Below are 21,300 nucleotides of genomic sequence, written 5' to 3'. Positions count from 1 at the left end.
CAAGCATGTCGAATGCGACGACCCACTGCATTGGACCTCCCCTCAGTGCAGCCCCTGCGATGCTGCTGTCCTGGATCGTGCCAGACGTCCTTCCAACAACGCCACCACGATCAATGCAACAACCGTCACCATGCTCAGCGCGAGCGGGGGCAATAACGTGGCAAACGGCGCGCAGAGGGCCAGGATGCCCAGACCAGCCAGATGCGAGACCGGACGTCGGCCGGTCACGGCCGCCTTGAACAACAGGTTTCCCAGCATGAACAGGCCTGGGCCTGCCAGGATCACGGCACCCGTGACCCAGGTCGTTTCTCCCAGGGGATCCTCGAGCACCTTGGCGTCGCCTACGGCCGATACCACGATGCCGGCCACGATTGGCATGTGCAGATAGGTATAGGCCAGTTGGGCGAGCCGTCCCGGCGTGTCCGACCTCTCAAGGGCACGCTCGCCTCGGTGGGCTCCCAGATCGAAGTATACCCACCACATGGATACCGCGCAGGCCAGGGCGGCCAGGAAGCCTGCAAGATTCGCAGGTGAGAAGTTGATGTCCTGTAATGTCGTCCCCGTGACCAGCAGGGATTCTCCCAGGGCGATGATGATGAACAGCCCGCACCGCTCGGCCAGATGTGGTCCCTCGATGTCCCAGTCCTCCGGCGACGAGCGCCCCATCGTCGGGACCCAGAACCCGATGGACGGTGACAGCAGCTCAACTCCGACGGCAAGCAACCAAAAGATGTAGCGCAGGTCGTTCTCGAACAGCGTGCCCGACATCCAGAGCGCTCCGGAAAGGAGGAGCCAGATGGTGATGCGCTGGAAGCTGTCCCGTGCGTCGTGCTTGGCCAGGGTGAGGGCCCAGATCATGAAGAATGACCGACCGACCTGCATGCCGACATAAGCCAGCGCGAAGGCGAGACCCCTGTCCCCGAACGCTTGGGGGATCGACGCCGACATCATGAGCCCGGCGAACATCAGGGCGAACAGCAGCAGGCGAACGGGTGTCCTGTCCGGATCGAGCCAGTTGGTGACCCAAGAGGTGTAGATCCACACCCACCAGACGGCCACGAACAGCAGAAGCGTCCGCAGCACCCCCTCGGCCGAAAGGTTCAGTAGCAGGTAGTGCGACAGCTGCGTCACCGCGAAAACGAACACCAGGTCGAAGAACAACTCGACATAGGTGACTTCGGCCGACTCGTCCTTGGACCGGTCGCGCAGCCAGTGTCGAGAGGTCGCGTCGGCCATGAGCCTTCCCCTTGGGTCGTCAGGACCACTGTCGCCCAAGGAACCCGGATACGAGCCTGCCGGGTCCCTGTCGGATGGAACATTCCCACGATAGCCATGTTGGGCGTTCATTATGCAAAGCGACATCGACGATCTTGCCGGATCCATCAACGAGCGCCGGGCCATTCTTTTCGTGGGCGCTGGCGTGTCGATGGTCGTGGGCCTCCCCTCGTGGCAGGACCTGATCGACCACATGATCGGGGAGTTGAAGCTGGAGGAGGACGACCTCGGGCGGAACCTGGGCCACCCTATCCTGGCCGAATACTACCGCCTCCGCCATGGCAGCATCGGCCCGCTGCGAAGCTGGATGGACAGGGAATGGAAGGTCTCCGAGGAACGGGTCAAGGACTCGGTGATTCATCGGCACATCGTGGACCTGGACTTTCCCCTGATCTACACGACCAACTATGATCGGAATCTCGAGGTGGCGTTCACCATCCAGGGGAAGCCCTTCACCAAGATCGCCAACGAGCGCGATCTGACCTTTGCCACGTCCGAGCACACGCAGATCGTCAAGTTTCATGGCGACTTCGACGACGACGCGAGCCTCGTGCTGACCGAGACGGATTATTTTGCCCGTCTCAACTTTGACTCTCCTGTGGACGTCAAGTTCAGGGCCGACGCGATGAGCCGGACCCTTCTGTTCGTCGGCTACTCGATGCAGGACCTCAACATCCGGCTCCTCCTCCACAGGGTGTGGGAATCCTGGAGCCGCTCCGCTTACGAGCGGAACCGACCGCGGAGCTACGTTTTCCTGCCAAGGGCCGGGCGCGCGCAGGAAGCCGTGCTCAACAGTTGGGGAATCACGGTCCTGACCTCCGAAATGTCGGATCCAGGCGCTGCGCTTGCAGACTTCCTGACCCGCCTGACAGAGCGGGTAGGACAATTGCGCAGCGGAGACGAGGCCTGACGACAGGGCCCCATGGTAGGCCGGGAGGGACTCGAACCCCCAACCAAAGCGTTATGAGCGCTCGGCTCTAACCATTGAGCTACCGGCCCGCCAATTGTTCCCGTGGCAGAGGGCATGCGATCCGTCAAGCGGCTCTGGCTCCTCGGTCGCAGTTAGGCTAACGCAGGCGCGTCACAACGGAGGTGCGGGCATGAGCGGGCTGACCTACGCGCAGGCGGGCGTGGACATCGACGCGGGCAATGCCCTTGTGGACCGGATCAAGCCGCATGCGAGGCGGACCGAACGGGCCGGCACGATGTCGGGCCTTGGCGGGTTCGGAGCGCTGTTCGATCTTCGGGCCGCCGGATATCAGGATCCGATCCTCGTGGCCGCGACGGACGGGGTAGGGACCAAGCTGCGCATCGCGATCGAAACCGGACACCTTGATGGCGTCGGCATCGACTTGGTCGCCATGTGCGTGAACGACCTCGTCTGCCAGGGCGCGGAGCCGCTGCTCTTCCTTGACTACTTCGCGACCGGAAAGCTGGAGGTCGAAGAGGCCGCCCGAGTCATCGCCGGCATCGCCGAGGGTTGCGCGCGCTCGGGCTGCGCCTTGGTCGGCGGAGAGACGGCCGAGATGCCGGGCATGTATAACGGGGGTGACTTCGACCTCGCGGGGTTCGCGGTTGGCGCCATGGAGCGCGGGGGCGATCTGCCGAAGGGCGTCGTCGAAGGCGACATCCTACTTGGCCTGGCTTCGGACGGGGTGCATTCGAACGGCTTCTCCCTCGTGCGCCGCGTGGCCGAGGTTGCTGGGCAGTCCTGGAGTTCTCGCGCGCCCTGGTCGGATCAAGCTTTGGGCGAGGCGCTGCTTACCCCGACGCGCCTTTATGTGAAGCCTGCGCTGGCGGCCATTCGGGCCGGCGGTGTCCACGGCCTTGCACATATCACGGGGGGCGGCCTGACCGAGAACCTGCCGCGCATCCTTCCTGCTGGCTTGGGCGCTACGATCGACCTTGGCGCGTGGCGGCTGCCGCCGGTTTTCGCTTGGCTCAAGGAGGCTGGCAGAATCGCCGAAGCCGAGATGCTCAAGACGTTCAATGCGGGGGTCGGGATGGTGATCGTCGCTGCGGCTGACCGGGCCGATGATCTGACCCAACTCCTGCAAGACGCGGGAGAGACCGTGGTCCCACTGGGCCGCGTCGCGGCGGGAGAGGGCGTAACCTATAGGGGTCAACTCGCGTGAGCCTTCGGCGGGTCGCCATTCTCCTGTCGGGCGGCGGCTCGAACATGGTGGCTCTGGTCAGATCCATGACGGGCGATCATCCCTCAAGGCCGGTTCTAGTGGTGTCCAACGACCCCCAGGCTGGGGGGTTGGCAAAGGCGCGGGATCTCGGCATTCACACGGCTGCCGTGGATCACCGTCCCTTCGGCCGCGATCGATCGGCCTTCGAATCCGAGCTTCAGGCGGCCTTGGCGACCGAGGAACCCGACCTGATATGCCTTGCCGGCTTCATGCGCATTCTCACGCCCGATTTCGTCGCAGCCTGGAGAGGACGGATGCTCAACATCCATCCCTCGCTTCTTCCGCTTTATCCAGGGCTTCACACCCATGCGCGGGCTTTGGCGAACGGTGACCACGAGCATGGCTGCACCGTTCACGAGGTGACCGAGGAACTCGACTTCGGCCCGATTCTTGGCCAGGCCCGCGTTCCCGTAGAGCAGGGCGACACGCCGGACAGCCTGGCCGCTCGTGTCCTGGTGCAGGAGCACCGGCTGTATCCCGAGGTGTTGCGGCGTTTCGTCGTGGGCGACCGCACACCGATCCACCTTTCCAACTTCCATTCGATGACCTAGGCGTCAATCATGCAGATCATCACCACGACCGAGGCCCTTGTCGCCTTTTGCGACCGTGCTGCCCAGCATCCCTTTGTGACCGTCGATACGGAATTCCTTCGCGAGCGGACCTACTATTCCAAGCTTTGCCTTCTTCAGATCGCCTATCCCGGCGACACGGACGAAGCTGTTGCCATCGTGGACCCCATCATCGGCGCAGATGGACTGAGTCTTGCTCCCCTCTACGCCCTGTTCCAGAACCCCGACGTGGTGAAGGTCTTCCATGCTGCGCGGCAGGATCTCGAAATCTTCTATGTGGACGCGGGCGTAATCCCGAAGCCGCTCTTCGATACCCAAGTGGCCGGGATGGTCTGCGGCTTCGGCGATCAGGTCAGCTACGAGACTCTGGTCCGCAAGATCGCCAGGGCCGAGGTGGACAAGTCCTCGCGGTTTACCGACTGGTCGAGCCGGCCGCTGACTGAGGCTCAGTTGCGATATGCGGCAGCCGACGTCACGCATCTCCGCTCTGTTTACATCCACTTGGCCGAACGCTTGGCCAGGAATGGGCGGGAACATTGGGTGGCGGAGGAGATGGCCATCCTCATGGATCCTGCCACCTACCGCACCGATCCTGCCGACGCTTGGGAGCGGGTACGGACTCGGCCCGGATCCAACAAGATGCTTGCGGCCCTGGTGGAACTGGCGCGCTTCCGCGAGGAATATGCGCAGGGCAGGGACGTGCCGCGAAGCCGGGTCTTCAAGGACGACGCCTTGGTGGAACTGGCCACAACGCGCCCCCAATCCGAGGCAGACCTTTCCAAGTCCCGCCTTCTTCTTCGCGAGGGACGCAGAGGGGATATTGCCGAAGGGATCTTGGCTGCGGTCAAGCGCGCTGCGGGCCTGCGCCCCGAGGACTTGCCCCGGCAGAGCGACCCGCGTGAGCAGCTTCAGGTCAACCCCGCCCTCGCGGACCTTCTCCGGGTTCTGCTCAAGGCCAAGTCGGACAGCGAAGGGGTGGCGGCGCGTCTGATCGCCTCCTCCGCCGAGCTCGATGCCATTGCAGCCGGGGGCCGCGACATGCCCGCCTTGCAGGGCTGGCGCCGGGAGGTTTTCGGCGAAGACGCGATCCAGCTCTGCGAAGGGCGAGTCGGGCTGGCCGCAAAAGGTCAGAACGTCGTGACCGTCCGCTTGTAGGCCGGGAACAAACCGCCATCTATGTCCTCCGGCAAAGCGAGGTATGTCGAAGCCCGCTTTGCTGCCACTGTCACCGGAGCCCTGCCATGGCCACGCCCGCCTTTGAGGATATTGCCGAAACCTTCGATTTTCTGGGTGACTGGGAAGAGCGCTACCGCGAAGTCATCGACCTGGGCAAAGCGATGCCGCCGATGCCCGAAGCGCTGAAGGTTCCGGCGACCAAGGTGAACGGCTGCGCCTCGCAGGTCTGGATCCACCCAGAGATCTCGGCCGGCCGGTTCGATTTTCTTGGCGACAGCGACGCGACCATCGTCCGGGGCCTTATCGCCATTCTCAGGGCTATGTATGCTGGCCTGCCGGTGTCCGAGGTCGAAAAGGTGGACGCCCAGGCCGAGTTGGCGCGCCTCGGGCTTGACAGCCATCTGTCTTCGCAGCGCTCGAACGGCTTGCGTGCCATGATCGTCCGCATTCGGGAGGCCGCGCGCGAGGCGGCCTGAAGTCACAACTCCCGAAGCGCGGCGGCCAAGTCGCCGTAGCCGGTGAACCTGCGTTCAAAGCCTAGGCCAAGCCTCTGGGCGCAGTCCCGCGCTTTGTGGGTCAGTGCGGGATCGTCGACCTGTGCCTGATACACAAGCGTCTCGTAGTGGCCGAAGTACAGGTTCCTCAGTTCGGGGTGGCGATCGAGACCCAAAGGCCGCCAGACGAATGCGTCGAACTGACGGACAAGGAAGTCTGTCAGATAGAAGGCGGTGAATTCATCACGGCCCGCAAAGGTTTGGTTCCCTTCGAAGAAGCTGTAGCAGTGCGGTCCTTCGATAAGCTCGACGCCGAGCCGTTCGCAGGCTGCCTTGAGCAGCCCCCCAGTTCCACAATCCGCATAGGCCACGAAGACAGAAGCATATCGTCCTGCCGCAGCCCTGACGGCTGCCTCGACCGCTGGCACGATCCGATCAGGCGTGTTGTGCAGGATGGCGGGTAGACACTGGAGATCCAGATGATCCAGCCGGCTGGCGTCCTGGATGGCCAGGATCTCACGAGCGATCGCTCCACAGGCGATCACAAGGACGCGGCCTCGTCCCTCGGGAGCGAGGCCGCCGTCGGTCAGGCGCTCGTCAGTGGGCGGCAGGTTGGTTGTGCTTGCGTGCGACAAGGCTCTTGGCGGTCTCCACGGCAACGGCGGCATCGCGGCAATAGGCATCGGCCCCGATCGCGCGCCCGAACTCCTCGTTCAGCGGCGCGCCTCCGACGAGCACGATATAGTCGTCGCGGATGCCCTTTTCCTTCATCGTATCGATCACGACCTTCATATAGGGCATCGTGGTCGTGAGCAGGGCTGACATGCCCAGAATGTCCGGCTTTTCGGATTCCAGTGCATCGAGGTACTTTTCGACAGCGTTGTTGATGCCAAGGTCGACGACCTCGAAACCGGCGCCTTCCATCATCATGGATACCAGATTCTTGCCGATGTCGTGGATGTCGCCCTTGACGGTGCCGATCACCATCTTGCCCACACGAGGCGCTCCTGTCTCCGCAAGCAGCGGCTTCAGGATGGTCATTCCGCCCTTCATCGCGTTGGCGGCGAGCAGCACTTCGGGCACGAACAGGATGCCGTCCCGGAAGTCCGCCCCCACGATCGTCATGCCCCCGACCAGGGCCTTGGTCAGAATGTCGTAGGGGGTCCAGCCGCGCTCAAGGAGGATGTTCACCCCTTCCTCGATCTCTTCCTTGAGACCATCGTAAAGGTCATCGAACATCTGTGCGACGAGTTCCTCGTCATCGAGTTCGGATAGGATGATCTCGTCGTCGGCCATGGTGGCTCCTCGGGTCGGGTCGTGGGACCTGTGTGCGCCGGCATGGTGAGCCGGTCGCAGCGGATTACGACACCGCCTGCCTCGCAACCGACGAAAGGGCAAGACCTCCCTGAGGATCAGCCTTGCTATGTTCACTAAATGTTCTAATCCTTGGCTCATGACAGAGATGCCGTCGCACCTTCCCGCCGCGCAGCGACCCGGTCGAGCGGCGGCCAGTAACCAAGCCGGTCGGTTCGAACCCTATGTTCGTGTCCCGGTCGATGATGGCTGGGGCCGTCACGAGCCTCTGCCTCCACTTCAGGCCGAAGTCGCCGACGAACGGCCGCGACGGATGATTGCCACGAACAACTCACCCGATATTCCGTTCGACCGCTCTCTCAACCCCTACCGAGGCTGCGAGCATGGCTGCATCTACTGCTTTGCGCGCCCGACGCATGCGTACTTGGGCCTGTCGGCGGGCCTCGATTTCGAGACTCGACTGATCGCCAAGCCGACTGCGCCCATTGTGCTGGCCCGCGAACTCGCGCAGCGTGGGTACGTGCCGAAGGTGCTGGCCGTGGGAACCGCCACTGATCCTTATCAGCCGATCGAACGCGACCGACGCATCATGAGAGGTCTGATCGAAGTTCTTGGCGAGCATCGTCACCCTTTTACGATCACCACGAAGGGAACGCTGATCGAGCGGGACATCGACCTGCTCGCGCCGTTGGCAAAGCTGGGCTTGGTGAATGTAGGACTTTCCCTTACCACGCTTGATGCGGCGGTCTCGCGCGCGATGGAACCAAGGGCACCCACTCCGGAACGCCGGTTGTTGACGCTGCAGCGGCTTTCCGCGTGCGGCATACCGGTCCGTGTTCAGGTCTCTCCCGTCGTTCCGGCTCTGACTGACCACGAACTCGAGGTCATCATGTCCGCCGCCAGGGAGGCCGGCGCTCACGCTGCAAGCATGATCGTGCTGCGGCTTCCGCGCGAAGTTAGCCCACTGTTTCGACAATGGGTGGTCGAACGCTTCCCTGACCGGGCCACGCGCATTCTGAACCGCGTGCGGGACCTGCACGGTGGACGCGACTATGACCCTGAATGGAACACTCGAATGACGGGCCAGGGAACATGGGCCCAGCTCCTTGCAGCTCGTTTCGAGTTGGCGCGGAAGCGACTCGGGTTTCTTCCGCTTCCGCCGCTCCAAACCGATCTGTTCACCGTACCCAAACCACCTGACTGTCAGCTTTCGCTGTTCTGACGTCGTTCCAGCGCAAGCCGCATCAACTCTGGCAGCGCGTCGACTGGCAGGACGAAACAAACATCCGACCATCCCTTCGAAACCGGAATCGAAGACTCAAAGACGATTTCCGAGCCGTCGTCGTTCAAGCGTGTCGTGACCTGTGCGTCGACCTTTCCGTAGCGCCGCCGGGTGTGCCCTTTCCTGAGAACCCTATGACCTTCCAACTGCATATCCACCTCCTAGTCTGTAGGAGGATATATGGGTATCGAAGCACCGAATTCTAAGAGCCGACCGGGACTTAAAGGCCGAAGATAACGCCCCGGATCAGCATCCCGGGGGTCCGAGCGTGTTAACTTCGGCTCCGGCGATTGCCCCGGCGCACCGGGGTCTGATCGTCGCCCGTGCCGTCGGAGGTGGACGAGAATTTCCCAAGAAGCTCAGCAATGATTTCAAGCGTCGGCCGTTCGCCACGAGGCCTGTTCTCCAACGCGTCCCGCATCAATCGCAGATGCTCCGACATCGTCCCGCAGCAGCCCCCAATGATCGTGGCACCGGCGTCCCGAGCGAGGATGGCGTACTCGGCCATCAGTTCGGGTGTCCCGTCATAATGGATGTGTCCTTCGTGGTAGCGTGGAATGCCGGCATTGCCTTTTGCGATGATCGGGCGTTCCGGCCCGGCGGCGGCAAACCCCAGGATTGTCCGAAGCAAGTCCGATGCTCCGACGCCGCAGTTCGCGCCGAAGGCGATGGGCTGGTTGGGCAGCTTCCCGACCAGCTTCACCATATCGGCCGAAGTTACCCCCATCATGGTGCGACCGGCGGTGTCAAAGCTCATGGTGCCGCACCACGGCATTCCAGCCATCGCGAACGCCTCTGCGGCGGCACGAAGCTCTTCGGTGGCACTGATGGTCTCCACCCAGAGAACATCGACACCACCCTCCTTCAGACCTTCCGCCTGCTCGTGGAACATCTCCACGGCCGTTTCGTGGGTCAGGGTGCCCATGGGGGACATGATCTCACCAGTGGGGCCGACCGACCCGGCCACGATCACCGGATGAGCCGCCTTGTCCGCGACCTCGCGCCCGATCTCGGCAGCCTGCCGGTTGAGTTCCCTCACACGGCCGTCGGCGCCATGAAGCTTGAGGCGTGACGCATTGCCCCCGAAGCTATTTGTCAGGAACAGGTCGCTGCCAGCGTCGACGGCACTTTGATAAAGAAGGCGGATGCGATCGGGATGCTCGTCGTTCCAAAGCTCCGGCGCCTCACCAGCGGTCAGACCCATGTTGAAGAGGTTGGTGCCCGTCGCGCCGTCGGCTAGGAGCCAGTCACGGGTTTCGAGCAGGCGGGACAGGGCGTCGGTCATCCTTGAAACTTTCTACGAGGGCGGGCGCCGGCCGGAAAGCAGGAAGGCCACCGGCCGCAGTTTCGCCGGCTGCGCATCGCATGGCACGCGCGCGGGATCAAACCCAAAGTGGGGCCACCGCCGTCGTCTTTCCAGCCGCCTGCTCCTGAGGCGAGCGGCTGGCAGCGCAGGATCTCGCATCTCTGATTCAGGAATGGGGGGCTGTGGCCGATGGATGGCCAGGGCTACGGCGAGCAAACCCATCACAAGGGACGGTACATCCGGAGCCGCGGCATATCGCGGTACGAGAACTGGACCGAAGGACTTCTTGAACTGAGCTAGGCCGAGACAAGGTTGCCAGCGTGTCAGCCGACTTGCCCAGTCGGGCAGGGGTCGCGGAATGGCTGCAAGACTGAGTCGAGCACACCCCTCTGCGCGCGCTTTGGACGCTGCGGCGGCAATGAGCAGGTGCATCGTGCCGCTAGGGGTGTCCTCGACATGCCGCATCAGGTCGAGCGTCCACTCCTCCTGTGTGGCATGGAAGGTCGCGAAGGCGACAAGGCGTCCTTCAAGGTGAGCCAGGAAAGTGCGCTGGCGCCGCAGGTACGTGGGTTCGAAACGGCCCATGGAGAACCCTTTCTCGCCACCGTGCCTCTCGGACCAGACGCGGTTCACGGCCTCCATTTCCGCCAGAGGCAGGTCGGAGCCGGTCGAAACCCGGATGCCAGCCTTTTCGGCGGTACGGATCTTCCGGCGGAGTTGTCGGCGGGACGGACGTTCCTGGCTCCATTCCGCCAAGTCGAGCATAGCCTCTTGGCCAAGGCGAACCACACGCCACTTGTTCTGGCGTGCCGTCAGTGCCGTGGCCCTGTCACACTTGTAGAGCAGCGGCCGCCGTCCAGCGACATTGGCCGTGTGAAACAGCTCCTGCAGGCCGGCTCGTCCCAGGGGAAGACCAAGGGCCACCAGGCACGGGCCCGCGGTCAGGGTTAGCCAGCCTGCATTCTGGTCCGAGGTCAGGAGCACCTTAGCCCCTTGATGGACCAGTCCCCATTCGGCCTGAGGAGCATGCGCGAGCGCCCGATCCCGTGAAGCGCCTGTCGCCTCCTGCAGAAGCGGCAGGCGTGGTTTGGCCTGTAAGAACATTGAGCCTCCGGGTGCGGGCCGGGAACCAGTTCCCCAAGCCGCAGCAGTGTCCCCGGAAGGTCGTGAAAGTCGGGTTAACAGATCCGGCTTTTCGGAGATCGGTGCCCAAGGTCCTTAGTCGGCCTCGTTCATCAACTGAGCTTTCGCCTCGGCCATCAGGGCCCGCATGCGTTGGCGAATAGTGGCGTCGTCAACCGTTCCGTGAAGGTCGGACCTGATCTTCTCGAACACGTCCTCCTCGCCAGGCTGCTGGACGTCCGACTTGACGACGGCGCTGGCATAGGACGATGCTTCGTCTCCGGACTTTCCGAGCAGGCCGGCTGCCCACAGGCCCAAGAGCCGGTTGCGCCGGGCTTCGGCTCGGAACTGCATGTCGGCATCATGGGCGAACTGGGCCTCGAAGGCGCGCTCGCGGTCGTCGAACGTGGTCATGGCCGTGACCTTTCCTCCTGGAATGTGGCAATCCCCGATCGGGCTCGCCGTGGCTGCGCGTGGTATGACCCTGGGGTGACTTGCCCGCAAGGGGGCCTTGCCGTATGAGGCCAGCAACCTCATAGGAGCGGGTCCCCCGACCCCCAGGAGCCCCTTCATGGCACCACGTCGCAAGAAGATCTACGAAGGCAAGGCGAAGATCCTCTACGAAGGGCCGGAGCCGGGGACCATCGTCCAGTATTTCAAGGACGATGCGACGGCCGGCAATGGCGCCAAGAAGGAAGTTTTCGAGGGCAAGGGTGTCCTGAACAACCGCCTGAGCGAGTTCTTCATGACCGGCCTTCAGCAGATCGGCGTGCCCACCCATTTCATCCGCCGCCTCAACATGCGCGAGCAACTCGTTCGTCAGGTTGAGATTATCCCTCTCGAGGTGATCGTCCGGAACTTTGCCGCGGGCTCGATGGCCAAGCGACTGGGCATGGACGAAGGCACGCAGCTTCCGCGACCCATCGTTGAGTTCTGTTACAAGGATGATCGGCTCGGCGACCCGCTGGTGCCCGAGGAGTATATCATCGCTTTCGGCTGGGCGGCGCAGCAGGACCTCGACGACATCGTTGCGCTTGCGCTGCGGGTGAACGACTTCCTGTCGGGGGTCTTCATGGGCGTCGGCATCAAGCTCGTGGACTTCAAGATCGAGATCGGTCGCATCTGGGACGGTGATTTCGCTCGCTTGGTTGTGGCCGATGAGATCAGCCCGGACTCGTGCCGCCTTTGGGACATCGAGACTGGCCGCAAGCTCGACAAGGATGTGTTCCGCAACGATCTGGGTTCGCTGACGGAAGCCTATACCGAGGTCGCGCGTCGCCTTGGCGTTCTGCCGTCGAACGTCACGCATCGCCCCAAGCCTACTCTGATCAATTGAAGGCTCGCTGATGAAGGCCACTGTCACCGTCATGTTGAAGAACGGGGTTCTCGATCCCCAGGGGGAAGCCGTTCGACGTGCCCTGGGCTCACTGGGCTTTGAGGGCGTGAATGGCGTGCGCCAAGGCAAGGTGATCGAGCTCGACCTCGCCGCATCGGACCGCCCGACCGCCGAGACCGAGGTGCGAGCGATGTGCGAGAAGCTTCTGGCCAACACGGTCATCGAAAGCTACCGGATCGAACTGGCCTGATGCGCGAGGCGGTGCTGGACAAGCTCCACACCGCTCGTCGTCCAGAACCAACCTGACCCGGGCTGCCCTGACGACGGGTCGCGCTTCGGGTTCTGTCCTGCGTGGTCTCCCGCTCGGACTGGCACGGCGGGGTGGTGAGCATTGGCTCGTGAAGCCGGGGCACATCCTCGGCAAGGAGTATTCTGGAGAGCTCGTTGACGCTGGAACCCGGTCTCGCTGGAGGCTGGCCGATCAGGTCATAGCCCCATTCACTCTGGCTTGCGGCGAGTGTCCCTGCTGCCTAGCCGGGGAGTCGACCACCTGGGTCGATCAGGTGATTCCGGGCTTCACTACACAGGGAGCATTCGCCGAGTACGTGTCCGTGCCGCGCGACCACAATCTTACTCCTTCGCCTGTGCGACTGTCGCCTGACCTTGTGGCAGGGCTGGGTTGCCGGGCTTCGACAGCCTGGCACGTACTGACCGGGCGCACTGCTTCGAAGCCGGGCGAGTGGCTGGCCGTCCACGGACCTGGGCTCTTGGTCGTCCTCGGCCAAGCGACAAGTGCCGCATCAGGGCTGTGAACATGGTGAGCGATCCTGCGTAAAGACTTGGGGCCAACGCGGTCGCCAATGCGCGGGATGATGAACCCGCCCAGGCAATCCGGGATCTGAACGGCGCCGCCGCGCATGCGAGCTTGGAAGCCTTGGGCTCCCCTGCGCCCTGGATGCCTCGAGCCGCTGCCTACGACCCCTGGGGCGTCACGTCCAAGTCGGGCTGCCTGCCATTCACGGTCTCGGATCGAAGTGGACGTCATGTCCGTCTATTCGGGCCACCTGACCGGTCTTGGCAACCATGGGACGCCTACTGGGCAGCATCCTCCGCTTCTTGGGCTGATCGAGACCGGCCGAAGGGATCTGGCTCCGCTGGCTTCCAGCGAGACAGGACTTTCTGGTGTCTCGGCCGAAATCGCCGGCGATGGACGCCGGGACTCCTCTTGGCACGGCTGTGGCGGCCAGTTTCTTGACTTGGCTCTTGCGACACACCGCAGGGTTGACGGCGAAAGGCACGCAGGTCTTAAGGACCCTGCCCATCCTGAGGAGGTGTCACGATGAAGGCTGCCGTTGTCGTCTTCCCTGGTTCGAACTGCGACCGGGATCTCGCTGTCGCTCTCCGCCATGCGGGCGCAGATGTGAGCTTGGCTTGGCACAAGGATCATGCCCTGCCTGCGGGAACCGACCTCGTGGCCGTTCCGGGCGGGTTCTCCTTCGGGGATTATCTACGTTGCGGAGCCATCGCGGCGCAGTCTCCGATCGGCGCGGCCGTACAGGCCCATGCCAGGCGGGGAGGGTATGTGCTGGGAATCTGCAACGGCTTCCAGGTCCTCACCGAAATGGGTCTTCTGCCCGGGGCTCTCATGCGGAACGCCGGTCTGAAGTTCATCTGCCGCACGGCCACCCTGCATGTGGGTACGTCGGACTCGGCCTTCACCGAAGGCTACGCCACGGGTCAGGAGGTGCAGTTTCCGATCGCGCACCATGACGGGAACTACTTCGCTGACGACGAAACGATGGCCCGTCTCCGGGGCGAAGATCGGATCGCATTCACCTATGCCGCTCCGCTGAATGGTTCCCTGGAGGACGTGGCTGGCGTGCTTTCCGCCAATCGCCGGGTTCTCGGCCTGATGCCGCACCCCGAACGGGCGGCAGATCCCAATCACGGCGGCACGGATGGGCTGGCGCTTTTCCGCGGCCTCGTCGGCCAGTTTGCGACTGCCTAGGTCCGCCTTCCTTGAGGGCGGATGCGGCAAGGCTTAGACCACCAGGCATGAGCGACGTCCGAGACACCCCCAACGCTGGACTTGGCCGATCCTGGTGGCCGCGCATCGCGCTCGCGCTGTTCTGCCTAGCCGCTGTCGCGATCATCTGGATCACCAACCAAGTCCTGACCCAGCGTTTCACCGAAACGGTGAGAAACCGGGCCGAGGTCCGCTACACGCTCTATGTCGGTCAGCTCGTCTCAGAGCTTCAGCGCAATTCCATCGTGCCCCAACTGCTCGTACGTGATCCCGAGCTGATCAACGCGCTCCAGATCGGGGACTTCTCACGATCCACCCAAAGGCTCCTCGGTCTCGTGGACGAGATCGGGGCCGCCTCGATCATGCTCTACAATCGCGAAGGCCGTGTAGTGGCTGCCACCGAGCGCAGGCGGCTAGGCGAGGTGCACGCGGCCACGGCTTACTTCACCGAGGCTCTGCGGGGAACCGGAACGGAGTTCACGGTCGTCGAGCAGCCCACCGGCGCCTTTGGATTCCTCTACTCCCGCCGCGTCGAGGAGGGCGGCGAGGTCTTAGGCGTAATCTCCGTTGAGGTGAACCTTGCGCGCCTGGAGCAGAGCTGGGCCGGAACGCAGGACGCCGTCATGGTGACCAATGCCAGCGGGGACGTCCTCCTTGCCACCGAGCGGCGCTGGCGTGGCCTGACCGAGACCGACGCCCTGCAACTCACATCGGCGCCGTCGTCGATCGAGCGGGCCCTACGGGTCACTCAGGATTGGACCACCTTGCCCGTCGATGCGTATGTGAGCGGTGAGGCAGTGATGCGGCGCGAACTCCGCATCCCGTTCCAAGGCTGGCGGCTGATCGGGTTCACAGCCTATGCCAGCGTGCGCGAACGGGTGAACGGCGTCCTCGCCCTCGAGATCATGGGCTTCGCGATCCTGCTGGCGCTCGCATTCTGGCTATCGTCCCGAAAGACGGCCTCGCGCCTGATCACGTTTCAGAAGGAGTCGGCCGAATTGCGGCTGCTCAACGCGCGGCTCAGCCGGGAGATCGCAGAGCGGGAGCGCATGGAGAAGACACTCCAGGTCGCCGAGCAGACCCTGGCGCAGTCGTCCAAGCTCGCCGTCCTTGGGGAGATGTCGGCTGCCGTGAGTCATGAGCTTAACCAGCCCCTAGCGGCCATGAAGACATACCTTGCCGGCGCCCGGCTCCTCATCCAACGCAAGCGGCCAGAGGAAGCGCTCGCCTCGTTTCAAAGGATCGACGATCTGATCGATCGCATGGGCGCCATCACGCGACAGCTCAAGAGCTATGCGCGGAAGGGCTCGGATGCGTTCGAGCCGTTCGACGTCCGCGATGCCGTGTCTTCGGCGCTCGCCATGATGGAGCCGCAGCTCAAGGCGCGCCGGGTGGCCATAACGCGAACGATGTCGGACGGCCCAGCCGTGATCCTCGGTGACCGGCTGCGCCTGGAACAGGTCATCATCAACCTGTTGCGCAACGCTCTTGATGCGACGCGTAGTGTGAAGGATCCTGCAGTCGAGATCCTGCTTGCGGCCGGCCAGACCGTCAGTTTAACAGTCCGCGACAATGGCCCGGGAATCGAAGACCTAGACGCGCTCTTCGAGCCTTTCTATACCACTAAGCAGCCCGGAGACGGAGTTGGCTTGGGACTTGCCATCTCCTCCGGCATTGTGAACGACCTAGGCGGGCGGTTGACCGCACGCAATGGTGCGGATGGAGGAGCGGTTTTCGAGGTCGTCCTCCCTGCGCTCGACGCCAAGGTCGCTGCTGCCGAGTAGGTTTAGGAAGGACCGTGAATGTCCAAGACCATGAAAATCGCGATCGTCGATGACGAGAAGGACATGCGACAGTCCATCAGTCAGTGGCTGGCCCTTTCGGGGTTCGACACCGAGACCTACGGCTCTGCCGAGGATGCCCTGAAGGGGATCAACGCAGACTATCCGGGGATCGTGGTCAGCGACGTGCGGATGCCGGGGATGGACGGCATGCAATTTCTCCGCAAACTTAAGAGCGTCGACTCCACGCTCCCGGTCATCATGATCACCGGTCATGGCGACGTGCCGATGGCGGTGGAGGCGATGCGTGTGGGGGCGTTCGACTTTCTCGAGAAGCCCTTCAATCCCGATCGAATGACGGAGTTGGCGAAGAAGGCGACGCAGGCCCGGCGGCTCGCCCTGGACTCGCGCGCCCTGCGCCGCGAGTTGTCGGACAAGGACGCGCTCATGCGCAAGCTTATCGGGGCGTCCCCGACGATGGAGCGGCTGCGTGAGGACATACTCGATCTCGGGCAGGCCGAGGGCCACATCCTCATCGAGGGCGAGACGGGGACCGGCAAGACGCTTGTCGCGCATGCCCTTCATGCGGTCAGCGCCCGCTCGTCACGAAAGTTCGTCCTGCTGAGCTGCTCAGCCTATGACGACGATACGCTCTCACGGCGACTTTTCGGCCCACCGCAGCAGGATGAGCCCATGCCGGCGGTCGAGGAGGCCAGGGGAGGAACCCTGGTTCTCGAGGATGTCGAGGCCTTGTCAGGACCGCTGCAGGCACGGCTCCTCACGGCCATCAACGACCAGGGCAGTCCGGCCGAGACCCGCATCATCGCGATCTGCAACCTGCAGGACGAGGGGAAGACCTGCGAATCGGTCTTGCGGCCGGATCTGTTCTATCGGTTGGCGGCCCTTCGAATCACAGTCCCTCCCCTGCGCCAGCGTGGCGAGGACATCCTGACCCTGTTCACCCGTCTGAGCGAGCAGTTCGCTGAAGAGTATGGCTGCGACACGCCCGAGATCTCGGCGCAGGAAGCGGCACAACTGCTGCAGGCACCCTGGCCCGGGAACGTGCGGCAACTGATCAATGTGGCGGAGCGCGCGGTCCTCCAGAACCGGCGCGGGACCGGCACCATCGCCTCACTGCTTATGGCCGACACGGACGACTCCGCCAAGCCCGCCATGACCACCGAAGGCAAGCCGCTCAAGGAGTTCGTGGAAGCCTTCGAGCGAATGCTGATCGACAACACCATGCGCCGGCACAAGGGCTCCATCGTCGCCGTCATGGAGGAGCTATGCCTTCCCCGGCGCACCCTCAACGAGAAGATGGCCAAGTACAACCTGAGCCGGTCGGACTACCTCTGACAGGCATGACGTAGGGCATTGTGCATCCCGCCCCGCCTTCGCTATGAAGGTGGGAACGGATGCGCTCGGTCTTGGGCGCGCCGTCAAAGGATTTCCGGGTCTCCGCCAAGTGGTCCATGTCGGCCACGGATGATTCGGACTGGACTGGGCCGCCTTGGCCTGACTGAGATCCCCAGCCGCGCGGCCTACGGGCAGCGTCAAGGGGTCGTGAAACGGGCGCCGCGGATCCCTGCGGCGTCGGAGAAGAACCCGCGATGTTGCGCGCGCTTGATGAAGGTTGGCAGGGTCGGGTCCCGAGGGATCTTGGCCCCGCTTTCATGCGCGCCGTCGCCAACCATGGACATGACCGACCCCCAAGCGCCCCTCAGTGGGCGCCGCCAGGTCGCGCATGCAGGATCAAATGGCCAAGAAAATGCTCATCGATGCCACCCACCCCGAGGAGACTCGGGTCGTGGTGGTGGACGGCAACCGCGTCGAGGATTTCGATTTCGAGTCCGCGTCCAAGCGCCAGATTGCCGGCAACGTCTACCTCGCCAAGGTCACGCGGGTAGAGCCCTCGCTGCAGGCCGCTTTCGTAGATTACGGCGGAAACAGGCACGGTTTCCTCGCTTTCGCCGAAATCCACCCGGACTACTACCAGATCCCCGTGGCGGATCGCCAGGCGCTGCTCGCCGAAGAGCGCGCCCTCGCCGAGCAGAGCGAGGAGGAAGAGTCCTCTGACGAAAGCGTCGAAGCCAAGGCCGACGACCGTGGCGCGGACCGGCGGCGGGACGGGCGGCGCCAGAGGGTCCGTGGACGTGGCCGCTCCAAGCCTCTTAGCTGCGAAGGCGAAGGGGATGCTGTCGCGACTCGCGAGTCAGGCCTGGATCCCGCAGGGATGGAAACCATCGACCTGACGGTCGAGGAGGGTTCGGAGGGCGCGGAAGGCTTGTCCCCGATGCTCGCCGTGCAGGACACGCCCGTCGAGGTCCCAGCCTTTGGCAGCGCGCCGGCCGTCGGTGAAGCGTCTGACACCGAAGAAGCATCCGAAGAGGATGGCGTCGAGGTCGTCGAGAAAGACGAAACGATCGAGGTCGTGGCCGAGGAGGAGGATCATCTGGACCTTCGTCCGGCCCGCAAGACCTCTCGCGTCCGGCGTTACAAGATCCAGGAGGTCATCAAGGTCCGGCAGATCATGCTGGTCCAGGTCGTCAAGGAAGAGCGTGGCAACAAGGGCGCAGCTCTGACCACCTATCTATCCTTGGCGGGCCGCTACTGCGTCCTGATGCCGAACACCGCCCGAGGAGGTGGCATCTCTCGTAAGATCACCAACGCCGTCGACCGCAAGAAGCTCAAGGAGATCGCGGCCGAACTGGACGTGCCGGAAGGAGCGGGCCTGATCATCCGCACGGCCGGCAGCCAGCGCACCAAGGCCGAGATCAAGCGGGACTACGATTACCTGCAGCGCCTTTGGGAGCAGATCCGCGAGTTGACGCTGCGTTCCATCGCGCCGTCGAAGATCTACGAGGAAGGCGACATCATCAAGCGCTCGATCCGGGATCTTTACTCCAATGAGATCGACGAGGTCATCGTGGAAGGGGCCGAAGGGCATCGGAACGCGCGCGAGTTCATGCGCATGATCCTTCCTACCCAAGTGCAGGAGGTGGTGCATTACCGCGACCCGATGCCTCTGTTCGCGCGTTATCAGGTCGAGAGCTACCTGGCTTCGATGTTCAACCCCGTCGTTCAGCTTCCATCGGGCGGGTACATCGTCATCGGCGTCACCGAGGCCTTGGTTGCGATCGACGTGAACTCGGGTCGGGCGACCAAGGAAGGGTCCATTGAGCAGACGGCTCTGAAGACCAACCTCGAGGCTGCCGACGAGGTGGCGCGCCAGCTTCGGCTTCGCGATCTTGCTGGGCTCATCGTGATCGACTTCATCGACATGGAGGAGCGCAAGAACAACGCATCCGTCGAGAAGCGCTTCAAGGACAAGCTCAAGACCGATCGCGCCCGCATCCAGGTGGGCCGCATTTCGGGCTTCGGCCTGCTGGAGATGTCCCGTCAACGGCTGCGTCCGGGGATGCTGGAATCGACGACCCAGCCGTGCCCGCACTGCCACGGGACCGGCCATCTCCGCTCGGACGATAGCGTGGCACTCGCGATCCTTCGTCAACTCGATGAGGAGGGCGTCCGCGGCCGGACCAAGGAGGTTCTGGTCCGCGTTCCGGTGGGCATCGCCAACTACCTCATGAACCACAAGCGGGAACACATCGCCGGGATCGAGCAGCGCTATGCCATGGCCGTGCGCGTCGAGGCCGACGGCCGCCTGATCTCACCGGATTTCGCGATCGAGAAGTTCAAGACCGCGACCCGTGCGGTTCCGGAACCGCAGGCCATTGTCATGGCCGGTTCTGCCGCCCTCATGCCTGACGAGGAGGAGTTCACCGAGGAAGAGGGCCTGACCGAGGCAGGCGACCTCGGCGAGGTGGAGACCGAGGCCGAGGCCGTCGAGAGCGAAGCCGCCGACGTCACTGCGGAGGCTGTCGTGTCCGAGGATGATCGGCCGCGGAAGAAGCGGCGGCGCCGGCGCCGGCGGCGGAACGGCGACCGTGTCGAACTCACGGGTGCGGAGTCCGACACCGAGGAGGCGGACGACGAAGAGGGTGATGACGGCGAGGAGGCCGAGGAAGCCGACGACGCTCCTGCGGCATTGGCCGAAGCTGTTGAGCAACCTGAACCTGTAGCCCCACAGCAGCCGGTCGAGAGCGTTGCGGATCTGGCCCCCGAGGCTCAACCAGCGGCCGTTCCGGTCGAAGAGCCAGTTGCCGCGACCGAAGAGGTCGGTGCCGAACCGCAGCCTGCTCCGAAGCGGCGCACGCGCCGTAAGGCGGCCGAGGAGCCCAAGCCGGTCGACGTCGAGCCGGCGGAACCGGCCCCGAAGCGGCGAAGCCGTGCCCGCAAGGCGGACGCAGCTTCTCCCGACGCTGCCCCCGTTGCCACGCCTACCAAGGAAGAGGCACCCAAGCCGGCCAAGCCTGCTCGGGCGCGTCGTCCCCGTGCCGGAGCAGCGGTCACAGAGCAGGTGGATGTCCCGACGCCCCCTCCTGCTGACCCGGACGATGCAGTGGATGCAGCCGTGGCTCTGGACGACGAACCGGCGCTCGACGTTCCAGTTCCGGCTGGCGATGCGCCCGCAACGGCCCAAGAGGCCCGCGAGCAATTCGAGCAGATTGTTCAAGGGGGTCAGCTGGAAGGCAGAGATGCTCCTGCGGACGGGGCCGGCTCTCAGGCTGAACGGCCCAAGCGGCGTGGCTGGTGGGCCCGCTGACCAATAACGAGAAGGGCCCTGTCGCGAGACGGGGCCCTTAAGCTTTCTGGGCTGGACCACGCCGGATCAGGTGAACCTGAACTCCGTCCTCCAAGGTCTGACCTAGATAATCGTGACCGGTTTCGGCGCAGAAATGCGGCAGGTCGATCGCGGCCATCGGATCGTCGGCCAGCAGGCGCAGCACGTGGCCCGACGTCATGCCAAGGAGGACCTTTCTGGCCCGGAGGACGGGAAGCGGGCAGATCAGACCCCGAGCGTCAACTTCGCGATCGGGGATCATGGCGACCTCTTTATATCAAAACCGGGTGCCGCGAGTTCGAACCCTTCGAATCGAAACCCCGGGCTGACGGTGCAGCCGGCCAGGGTCCAGTCGCCGAAACTTCGCGCGGCCTGCCACCATCCAGGGGACACGACGCTTTGGGGTGACTGCCCGTTGAAGAGATCGGGTCCGAGAATCCGCTCCACCGCCGGACCATCTGTCGAGACTGAGGCGGACAGCACGAGCGGCGCTCCGGCGTAGTAGTGCCAGATCTCGGCTGCATCCACACGGTGCCAGTGGCTTCGTTCGCCCCGCTGCAACAGGAAGTAGATGCAGGTGCCTGCTGGACGGTCCCCTGGTTCGGCCTCCGCTACCCAGGTCTGTCGATACCAGCCCCCTTCGGGATGCGGCCGGAGGTCGAGCATGGCGATGATGCGTTCCGGATCTGTCACGATCACTCTCCAGCGCCGCTTGTTTCGTAAGGAGTGAGGCTTTCCGG

General features: G+C 63.8%; 22 protein-coding genes and 1 tRNA gene. 13 read left to right on the top strand and 10 right to left on the bottom strand.

The features are described from left to right. Positions 1 to 42 precede the first annotated feature (42 nt). Complete coding sequence (locus FHG66_RS08290) at positions 43 to 1,236, bottom strand: low temperature requirement protein A (protein WP_139076280.1); 1,194 nt, start codon at positions 1,234 to 1,236, stop codon at positions 43 to 45. A gap of 112 nt (positions 1,237 to 1,348) precedes the next feature. On the opposite strand from FHG66_RS08290, the gene FHG66_RS08285 reads away from it, so the two are divergent. After that, positions 1,349 to 2,185 (top strand): SIR2 family NAD-dependent protein deacylase, encoded by an 837-nt coding sequence (locus tag FHG66_RS08285; RefSeq protein WP_139076279.1) that lies wholly within the window; start codon positions 1,349 to 1,351, stop codon positions 2,183 to 2,185. A 13-nt stretch (positions 2,186 to 2,198) separates the two neighbouring features. On the opposite strand, the gene FHG66_RS08280 is transcribed toward FHG66_RS08285, so the two are convergent. Continuing rightward, positions 2,199 to 2,274, bottom strand: a tRNA-Ile gene (locus tag FHG66_RS08280). A 101-nt stretch (positions 2,275 to 2,375) separates the two neighbouring features. Between FHG66_RS08280 and purM the strand changes: the two genes are divergently transcribed. The 4 genes from purM to FHG66_RS08260 all read left to right on the top strand — a co-directional run bounded on the left by purM (position 2,376) and on the right by FHG66_RS08260 (position 5,691). Further along, entirely contained in the window at positions 2,376 to 3,410 is a 1,035-nt protein-coding gene (gene purM / locus FHG66_RS08275) for a phosphoribosylformylglycinamidine cyclo-ligase (protein ID WP_139076278.1), read from the top strand. Next, positions 3,407 to 4,021: a phosphoribosylglycinamide formyltransferase gene (purN, locus tag FHG66_RS08270; RefSeq protein WP_139076277.1), complete on the top strand. Its 615-nt coding sequence runs from the start codon at positions 3,407 to 3,409 to the stop codon at positions 4,019 to 4,021. Before purM ends, purN begins: the two co-directional genes overlap by 4 nt. Positions 4,022 to 4,030: 9 nt before the next feature. Next, entirely contained in the window at positions 4,031 to 5,194 is a 1,164-nt protein-coding gene (gene rnd, locus FHG66_RS08265; protein WP_139076276.1) for a ribonuclease D, read from the top strand. An 86-nt stretch (positions 5,195 to 5,280) separates the two neighbouring features. Further along, positions 5,281 to 5,691, top strand: coding sequence for a SufE family protein (locus FHG66_RS08260; RefSeq protein ID WP_139076275.1), 411 nt, complete (start codon positions 5,281 to 5,283; stop codon positions 5,689 to 5,691). 2 nt (positions 5,692 to 5,693) lie between these two features. Here FHG66_RS08260 and FHG66_RS08255 read toward each other — a convergent pair whose 3' ends face one another. Both FHG66_RS08255 and FHG66_RS08250 read right to left on the bottom strand, forming a co-directional pair. Further along, complete coding sequence (locus tag FHG66_RS08255) at positions 5,694 to 6,320, bottom strand: DUF1638 domain-containing protein (RefSeq protein ID WP_139076355.1); 627 nt, start codon at positions 6,318 to 6,320, stop codon at positions 5,694 to 5,696. Beyond that, positions 6,307 to 7,005 (bottom strand): corrinoid protein, encoded by a 699-nt coding sequence (locus FHG66_RS08250; protein ID WP_139076274.1) that lies wholly within the window; start codon positions 7,003 to 7,005, stop codon positions 6,307 to 6,309. The genes FHG66_RS08255 and FHG66_RS08250 overlap by 14 nt, the downstream gene beginning before the upstream one ends. Before the next feature lie 157 nt (positions 7,006 to 7,162). Here FHG66_RS08250 and FHG66_RS08245 point away from each other — a divergent pair, with 157 nt between their 5' ends. Then, complete coding sequence (locus FHG66_RS08245; protein ID WP_139076273.1) at positions 7,163 to 8,245, top strand: PA0069 family radical SAM protein; 1,083 nt, start codon at positions 7,163 to 7,165, stop codon at positions 8,243 to 8,245. Here FHG66_RS08245 and FHG66_RS08240 read toward each other — a convergent pair. The 4 genes from FHG66_RS08240 to FHG66_RS08225 form a co-directional block, all read right to left on the bottom strand. Then, positions 8,227 to 8,457 (bottom strand): hypothetical protein, encoded by a 231-nt coding sequence (locus tag FHG66_RS08240; RefSeq protein WP_139076272.1) that lies wholly within the window; start codon positions 8,455 to 8,457, stop codon positions 8,227 to 8,229. The two genes, FHG66_RS08245 and FHG66_RS08240, sit on opposite strands and share 19 nt — an antisense overlap. Positions 8,458 to 8,576: 119 nt before the next feature. Then, entirely contained in the window at positions 8,577 to 9,590 is a 1,014-nt protein-coding gene (bmt, locus tag FHG66_RS08235) for a betaine--homocysteine S-methyltransferase (protein WP_139076271.1), read from the bottom strand. Positions 9,591 to 9,602: 12 nt separating this feature from the next. Further along, positions 9,603 to 10,715, bottom strand: a complete 1,113-nt coding sequence (locus FHG66_RS22870) for a DUF2156 domain-containing protein (protein ID WP_139076270.1) — start codon at positions 10,713 to 10,715, stop codon at positions 9,603 to 9,605. A gap of 114 nt (positions 10,716 to 10,829) precedes the next feature. Continuing rightward, on the bottom strand, positions 10,830 to 11,147 hold the full coding sequence (locus FHG66_RS08225) for a DUF1476 domain-containing protein (protein ID WP_139076269.1): 318 nt from the start codon (positions 11,145 to 11,147) through the stop codon (positions 10,830 to 10,832). A 157-nt stretch (positions 11,148 to 11,304) separates the two neighbouring features. Here FHG66_RS08225 and purC point away from each other — a divergent pair, with 157 nt between their 5' ends. The 7 genes from purC (at position 11,305) to FHG66_RS08190 (ending at position 20,542) form a co-directional block, all read left to right on the top strand. After that, positions 11,305 to 12,069: a phosphoribosylaminoimidazolesuccinocarboxamide synthase gene (gene purC, locus FHG66_RS08220; protein ID WP_139076268.1), complete on the top strand. Its 765-nt coding sequence runs from the start codon at positions 11,305 to 11,307 to the stop codon at positions 12,067 to 12,069. A gap of 10 nt (positions 12,070 to 12,079) precedes the next feature. Next, complete coding sequence (gene purS / locus FHG66_RS08215) at positions 12,080 to 12,319, top strand: phosphoribosylformylglycinamidine synthase subunit PurS (RefSeq protein ID WP_139076267.1); 240 nt, start codon at positions 12,080 to 12,082, stop codon at positions 12,317 to 12,319. Between the two features lie 148 nt (positions 12,320 to 12,467). After that, on the top strand, positions 12,468 to 12,881 hold the full coding sequence (locus FHG66_RS22200) for an alcohol dehydrogenase catalytic domain-containing protein (protein WP_246082515.1): 414 nt from the start codon (positions 12,468 to 12,470) through the stop codon (positions 12,879 to 12,881). 527 nt (positions 12,882 to 13,408) lie between these two features. Further along, the gene (purQ, locus tag FHG66_RS08205; RefSeq protein WP_139076266.1) at positions 13,409 to 14,077 is read left to right on the top strand and encodes a phosphoribosylformylglycinamidine synthase subunit PurQ; all 669 of its coding nucleotides are present in this window, start codon (positions 13,409 to 13,411) and stop codon (positions 14,075 to 14,077) included. Between the two features lie 47 nt (positions 14,078 to 14,124). Then, complete coding sequence (locus FHG66_RS08200) at positions 14,125 to 15,879, top strand: sensor histidine kinase (protein WP_139076265.1); 1,755 nt, start codon at positions 14,125 to 14,127, stop codon at positions 15,877 to 15,879. A gap of 18 nt (positions 15,880 to 15,897) precedes the next feature. Next, positions 15,898 to 17,232, top strand: coding sequence for a sigma-54-dependent transcriptional regulator (locus FHG66_RS08195; protein WP_139076264.1), 1,335 nt, complete (start codon positions 15,898 to 15,900; stop codon positions 17,230 to 17,232). A gap of 400 nt (positions 17,233 to 17,632) precedes the next feature. Beyond that, complete coding sequence (locus FHG66_RS08190) at positions 17,633 to 20,542, top strand: Rne/Rng family ribonuclease (RefSeq protein ID WP_139076263.1); 2,910 nt, start codon at positions 17,633 to 17,635, stop codon at positions 20,540 to 20,542. A gap of 37 nt (positions 20,543 to 20,579) precedes the next feature. On the opposite strand, the gene FHG66_RS08185 is transcribed toward FHG66_RS08190, so the two are convergent. Together FHG66_RS08185 and FHG66_RS08180 are read right to left on the bottom strand one after the other, a co-directional pair. Then, the gene (locus tag FHG66_RS08185; RefSeq protein ID WP_139076262.1) at positions 20,580 to 20,822 is read right to left on the bottom strand and encodes a sulfurtransferase TusA family protein; all 243 of its coding nucleotides are present in this window, start codon (positions 20,820 to 20,822) and stop codon (positions 20,580 to 20,582) included. After that, a complete protein-coding gene (locus FHG66_RS08180) occupies positions 20,819 to 21,226 on the bottom strand; it encodes a cupin domain-containing protein (RefSeq protein ID WP_139076354.1) in 408 nt (135 codons plus the stop codon). Before FHG66_RS08180 ends, FHG66_RS08185 begins: the two co-directional genes overlap by 4 nt. Positions 21,227 to 21,300 lie beyond the last annotated feature (74 nt).

Source organism: Rubellimicrobium rubrum (assembly GCF_006152115.1).
Classification (GTDB): Bacteria; Pseudomonadota; Alphaproteobacteria; order Rhodobacterales; family Rhodobacteraceae; genus Rubellimicrobium; species Rubellimicrobium rubrum.
This window is presented reverse-complemented; position numbering and strand designations above follow the sequence as displayed.

Bases quoted from the DNA above. Each gene is read 5' to 3' on its own strand.
- FHG66_RS08290 (WP_139076280.1), bottom strand. From the start codon at position 1,236: ATGGCCGACGCGACCTCTCGACACTGGCTGCGCGACCGGTCCAAGGAC.
- FHG66_RS08285 (WP_139076279.1), top strand. From the start codon at position 1,349: ATGCAAAGCGACATCGACGATCTTGCCGGATCCATCAACGAGCGCCGG.
- purM (WP_139076278.1), top strand. From the start codon at position 2,376: ATGAGCGGGCTGACCTACGCGCAGGCGGGCGTGGACATCGACGCGGGC.
- rnd (WP_139076276.1), top strand. From the start codon at position 4,031: ATGCAGATCATCACCACGACCGAGGCCCTTGTCGCCTTTTGCGACCGT.
- FHG66_RS08260 (WP_139076275.1), top strand. From the start codon at position 5,281: ATGGCCACGCCCGCCTTTGAGGATATTGCCGAAACCTTCGATTTTCTG.
- FHG66_RS08250 (WP_139076274.1), bottom strand. From the start codon at position 7,005: ATGGCCGACGACGAGATCATCCTATCCGAACTCGATGACGAGGAACTC.
- FHG66_RS08245 (WP_139076273.1), top strand. From the start codon at position 7,163: ATGACAGAGATGCCGTCGCACCTTCCCGCCGCGCAGCGACCCGGTCGA.
- FHG66_RS08240 (WP_139076272.1), bottom strand. From the start codon at position 8,457: ATGCAGTTGGAAGGTCATAGGGTTCTCAGGAAAGGGCACACCCGGCGG.
- bmt (WP_139076271.1), bottom strand. From the start codon at position 9,590: ATGACCGACGCCCTGTCCCGCCTGCTCGAAACCCGTGACTGGCTCCTA.
- FHG66_RS22870 (WP_139076270.1), bottom strand. From the start codon at position 10,715: ATGTTCTTACAGGCCAAACCACGCCTGCCGCTTCTGCAGGAGGCGACA.
- FHG66_RS08225 (WP_139076269.1), bottom strand. From the start codon at position 11,147: ATGACCACGTTCGACGACCGCGAGCGCGCCTTCGAGGCCCAGTTCGCC.
- purC (WP_139076268.1), top strand. From the start codon at position 11,305: ATGGCACCACGTCGCAAGAAGATCTACGAAGGCAAGGCGAAGATCCTC.
- purS (WP_139076267.1), top strand. From the start codon at position 12,080: ATGAAGGCCACTGTCACCGTCATGTTGAAGAACGGGGTTCTCGATCCC.
- purQ (WP_139076266.1), top strand. From the start codon at position 13,409: ATGAAGGCTGCCGTTGTCGTCTTCCCTGGTTCGAACTGCGACCGGGAT.
- FHG66_RS08200 (WP_139076265.1), top strand. From the start codon at position 14,125: ATGAGCGACGTCCGAGACACCCCCAACGCTGGACTTGGCCGATCCTGG.
- FHG66_RS08195 (WP_139076264.1), top strand. From the start codon at position 15,898: ATGTCCAAGACCATGAAAATCGCGATCGTCGATGACGAGAAGGACATG.
- FHG66_RS08190 (WP_139076263.1), top strand. From the start codon at position 17,633: ATGGCCAAGAAAATGCTCATCGATGCCACCCACCCCGAGGAGACTCGG.
- FHG66_RS08185 (WP_139076262.1), bottom strand. From the start codon at position 20,822: ATGATCCCCGATCGCGAAGTTGACGCTCGGGGTCTGATCTGCCCGCTT.
- FHG66_RS08180 (WP_139076354.1), bottom strand. From the start codon at position 21,226: ATGCTCGACCTCCGGCCGCATCCCGAAGGGGGCTGGTATCGACAGACC.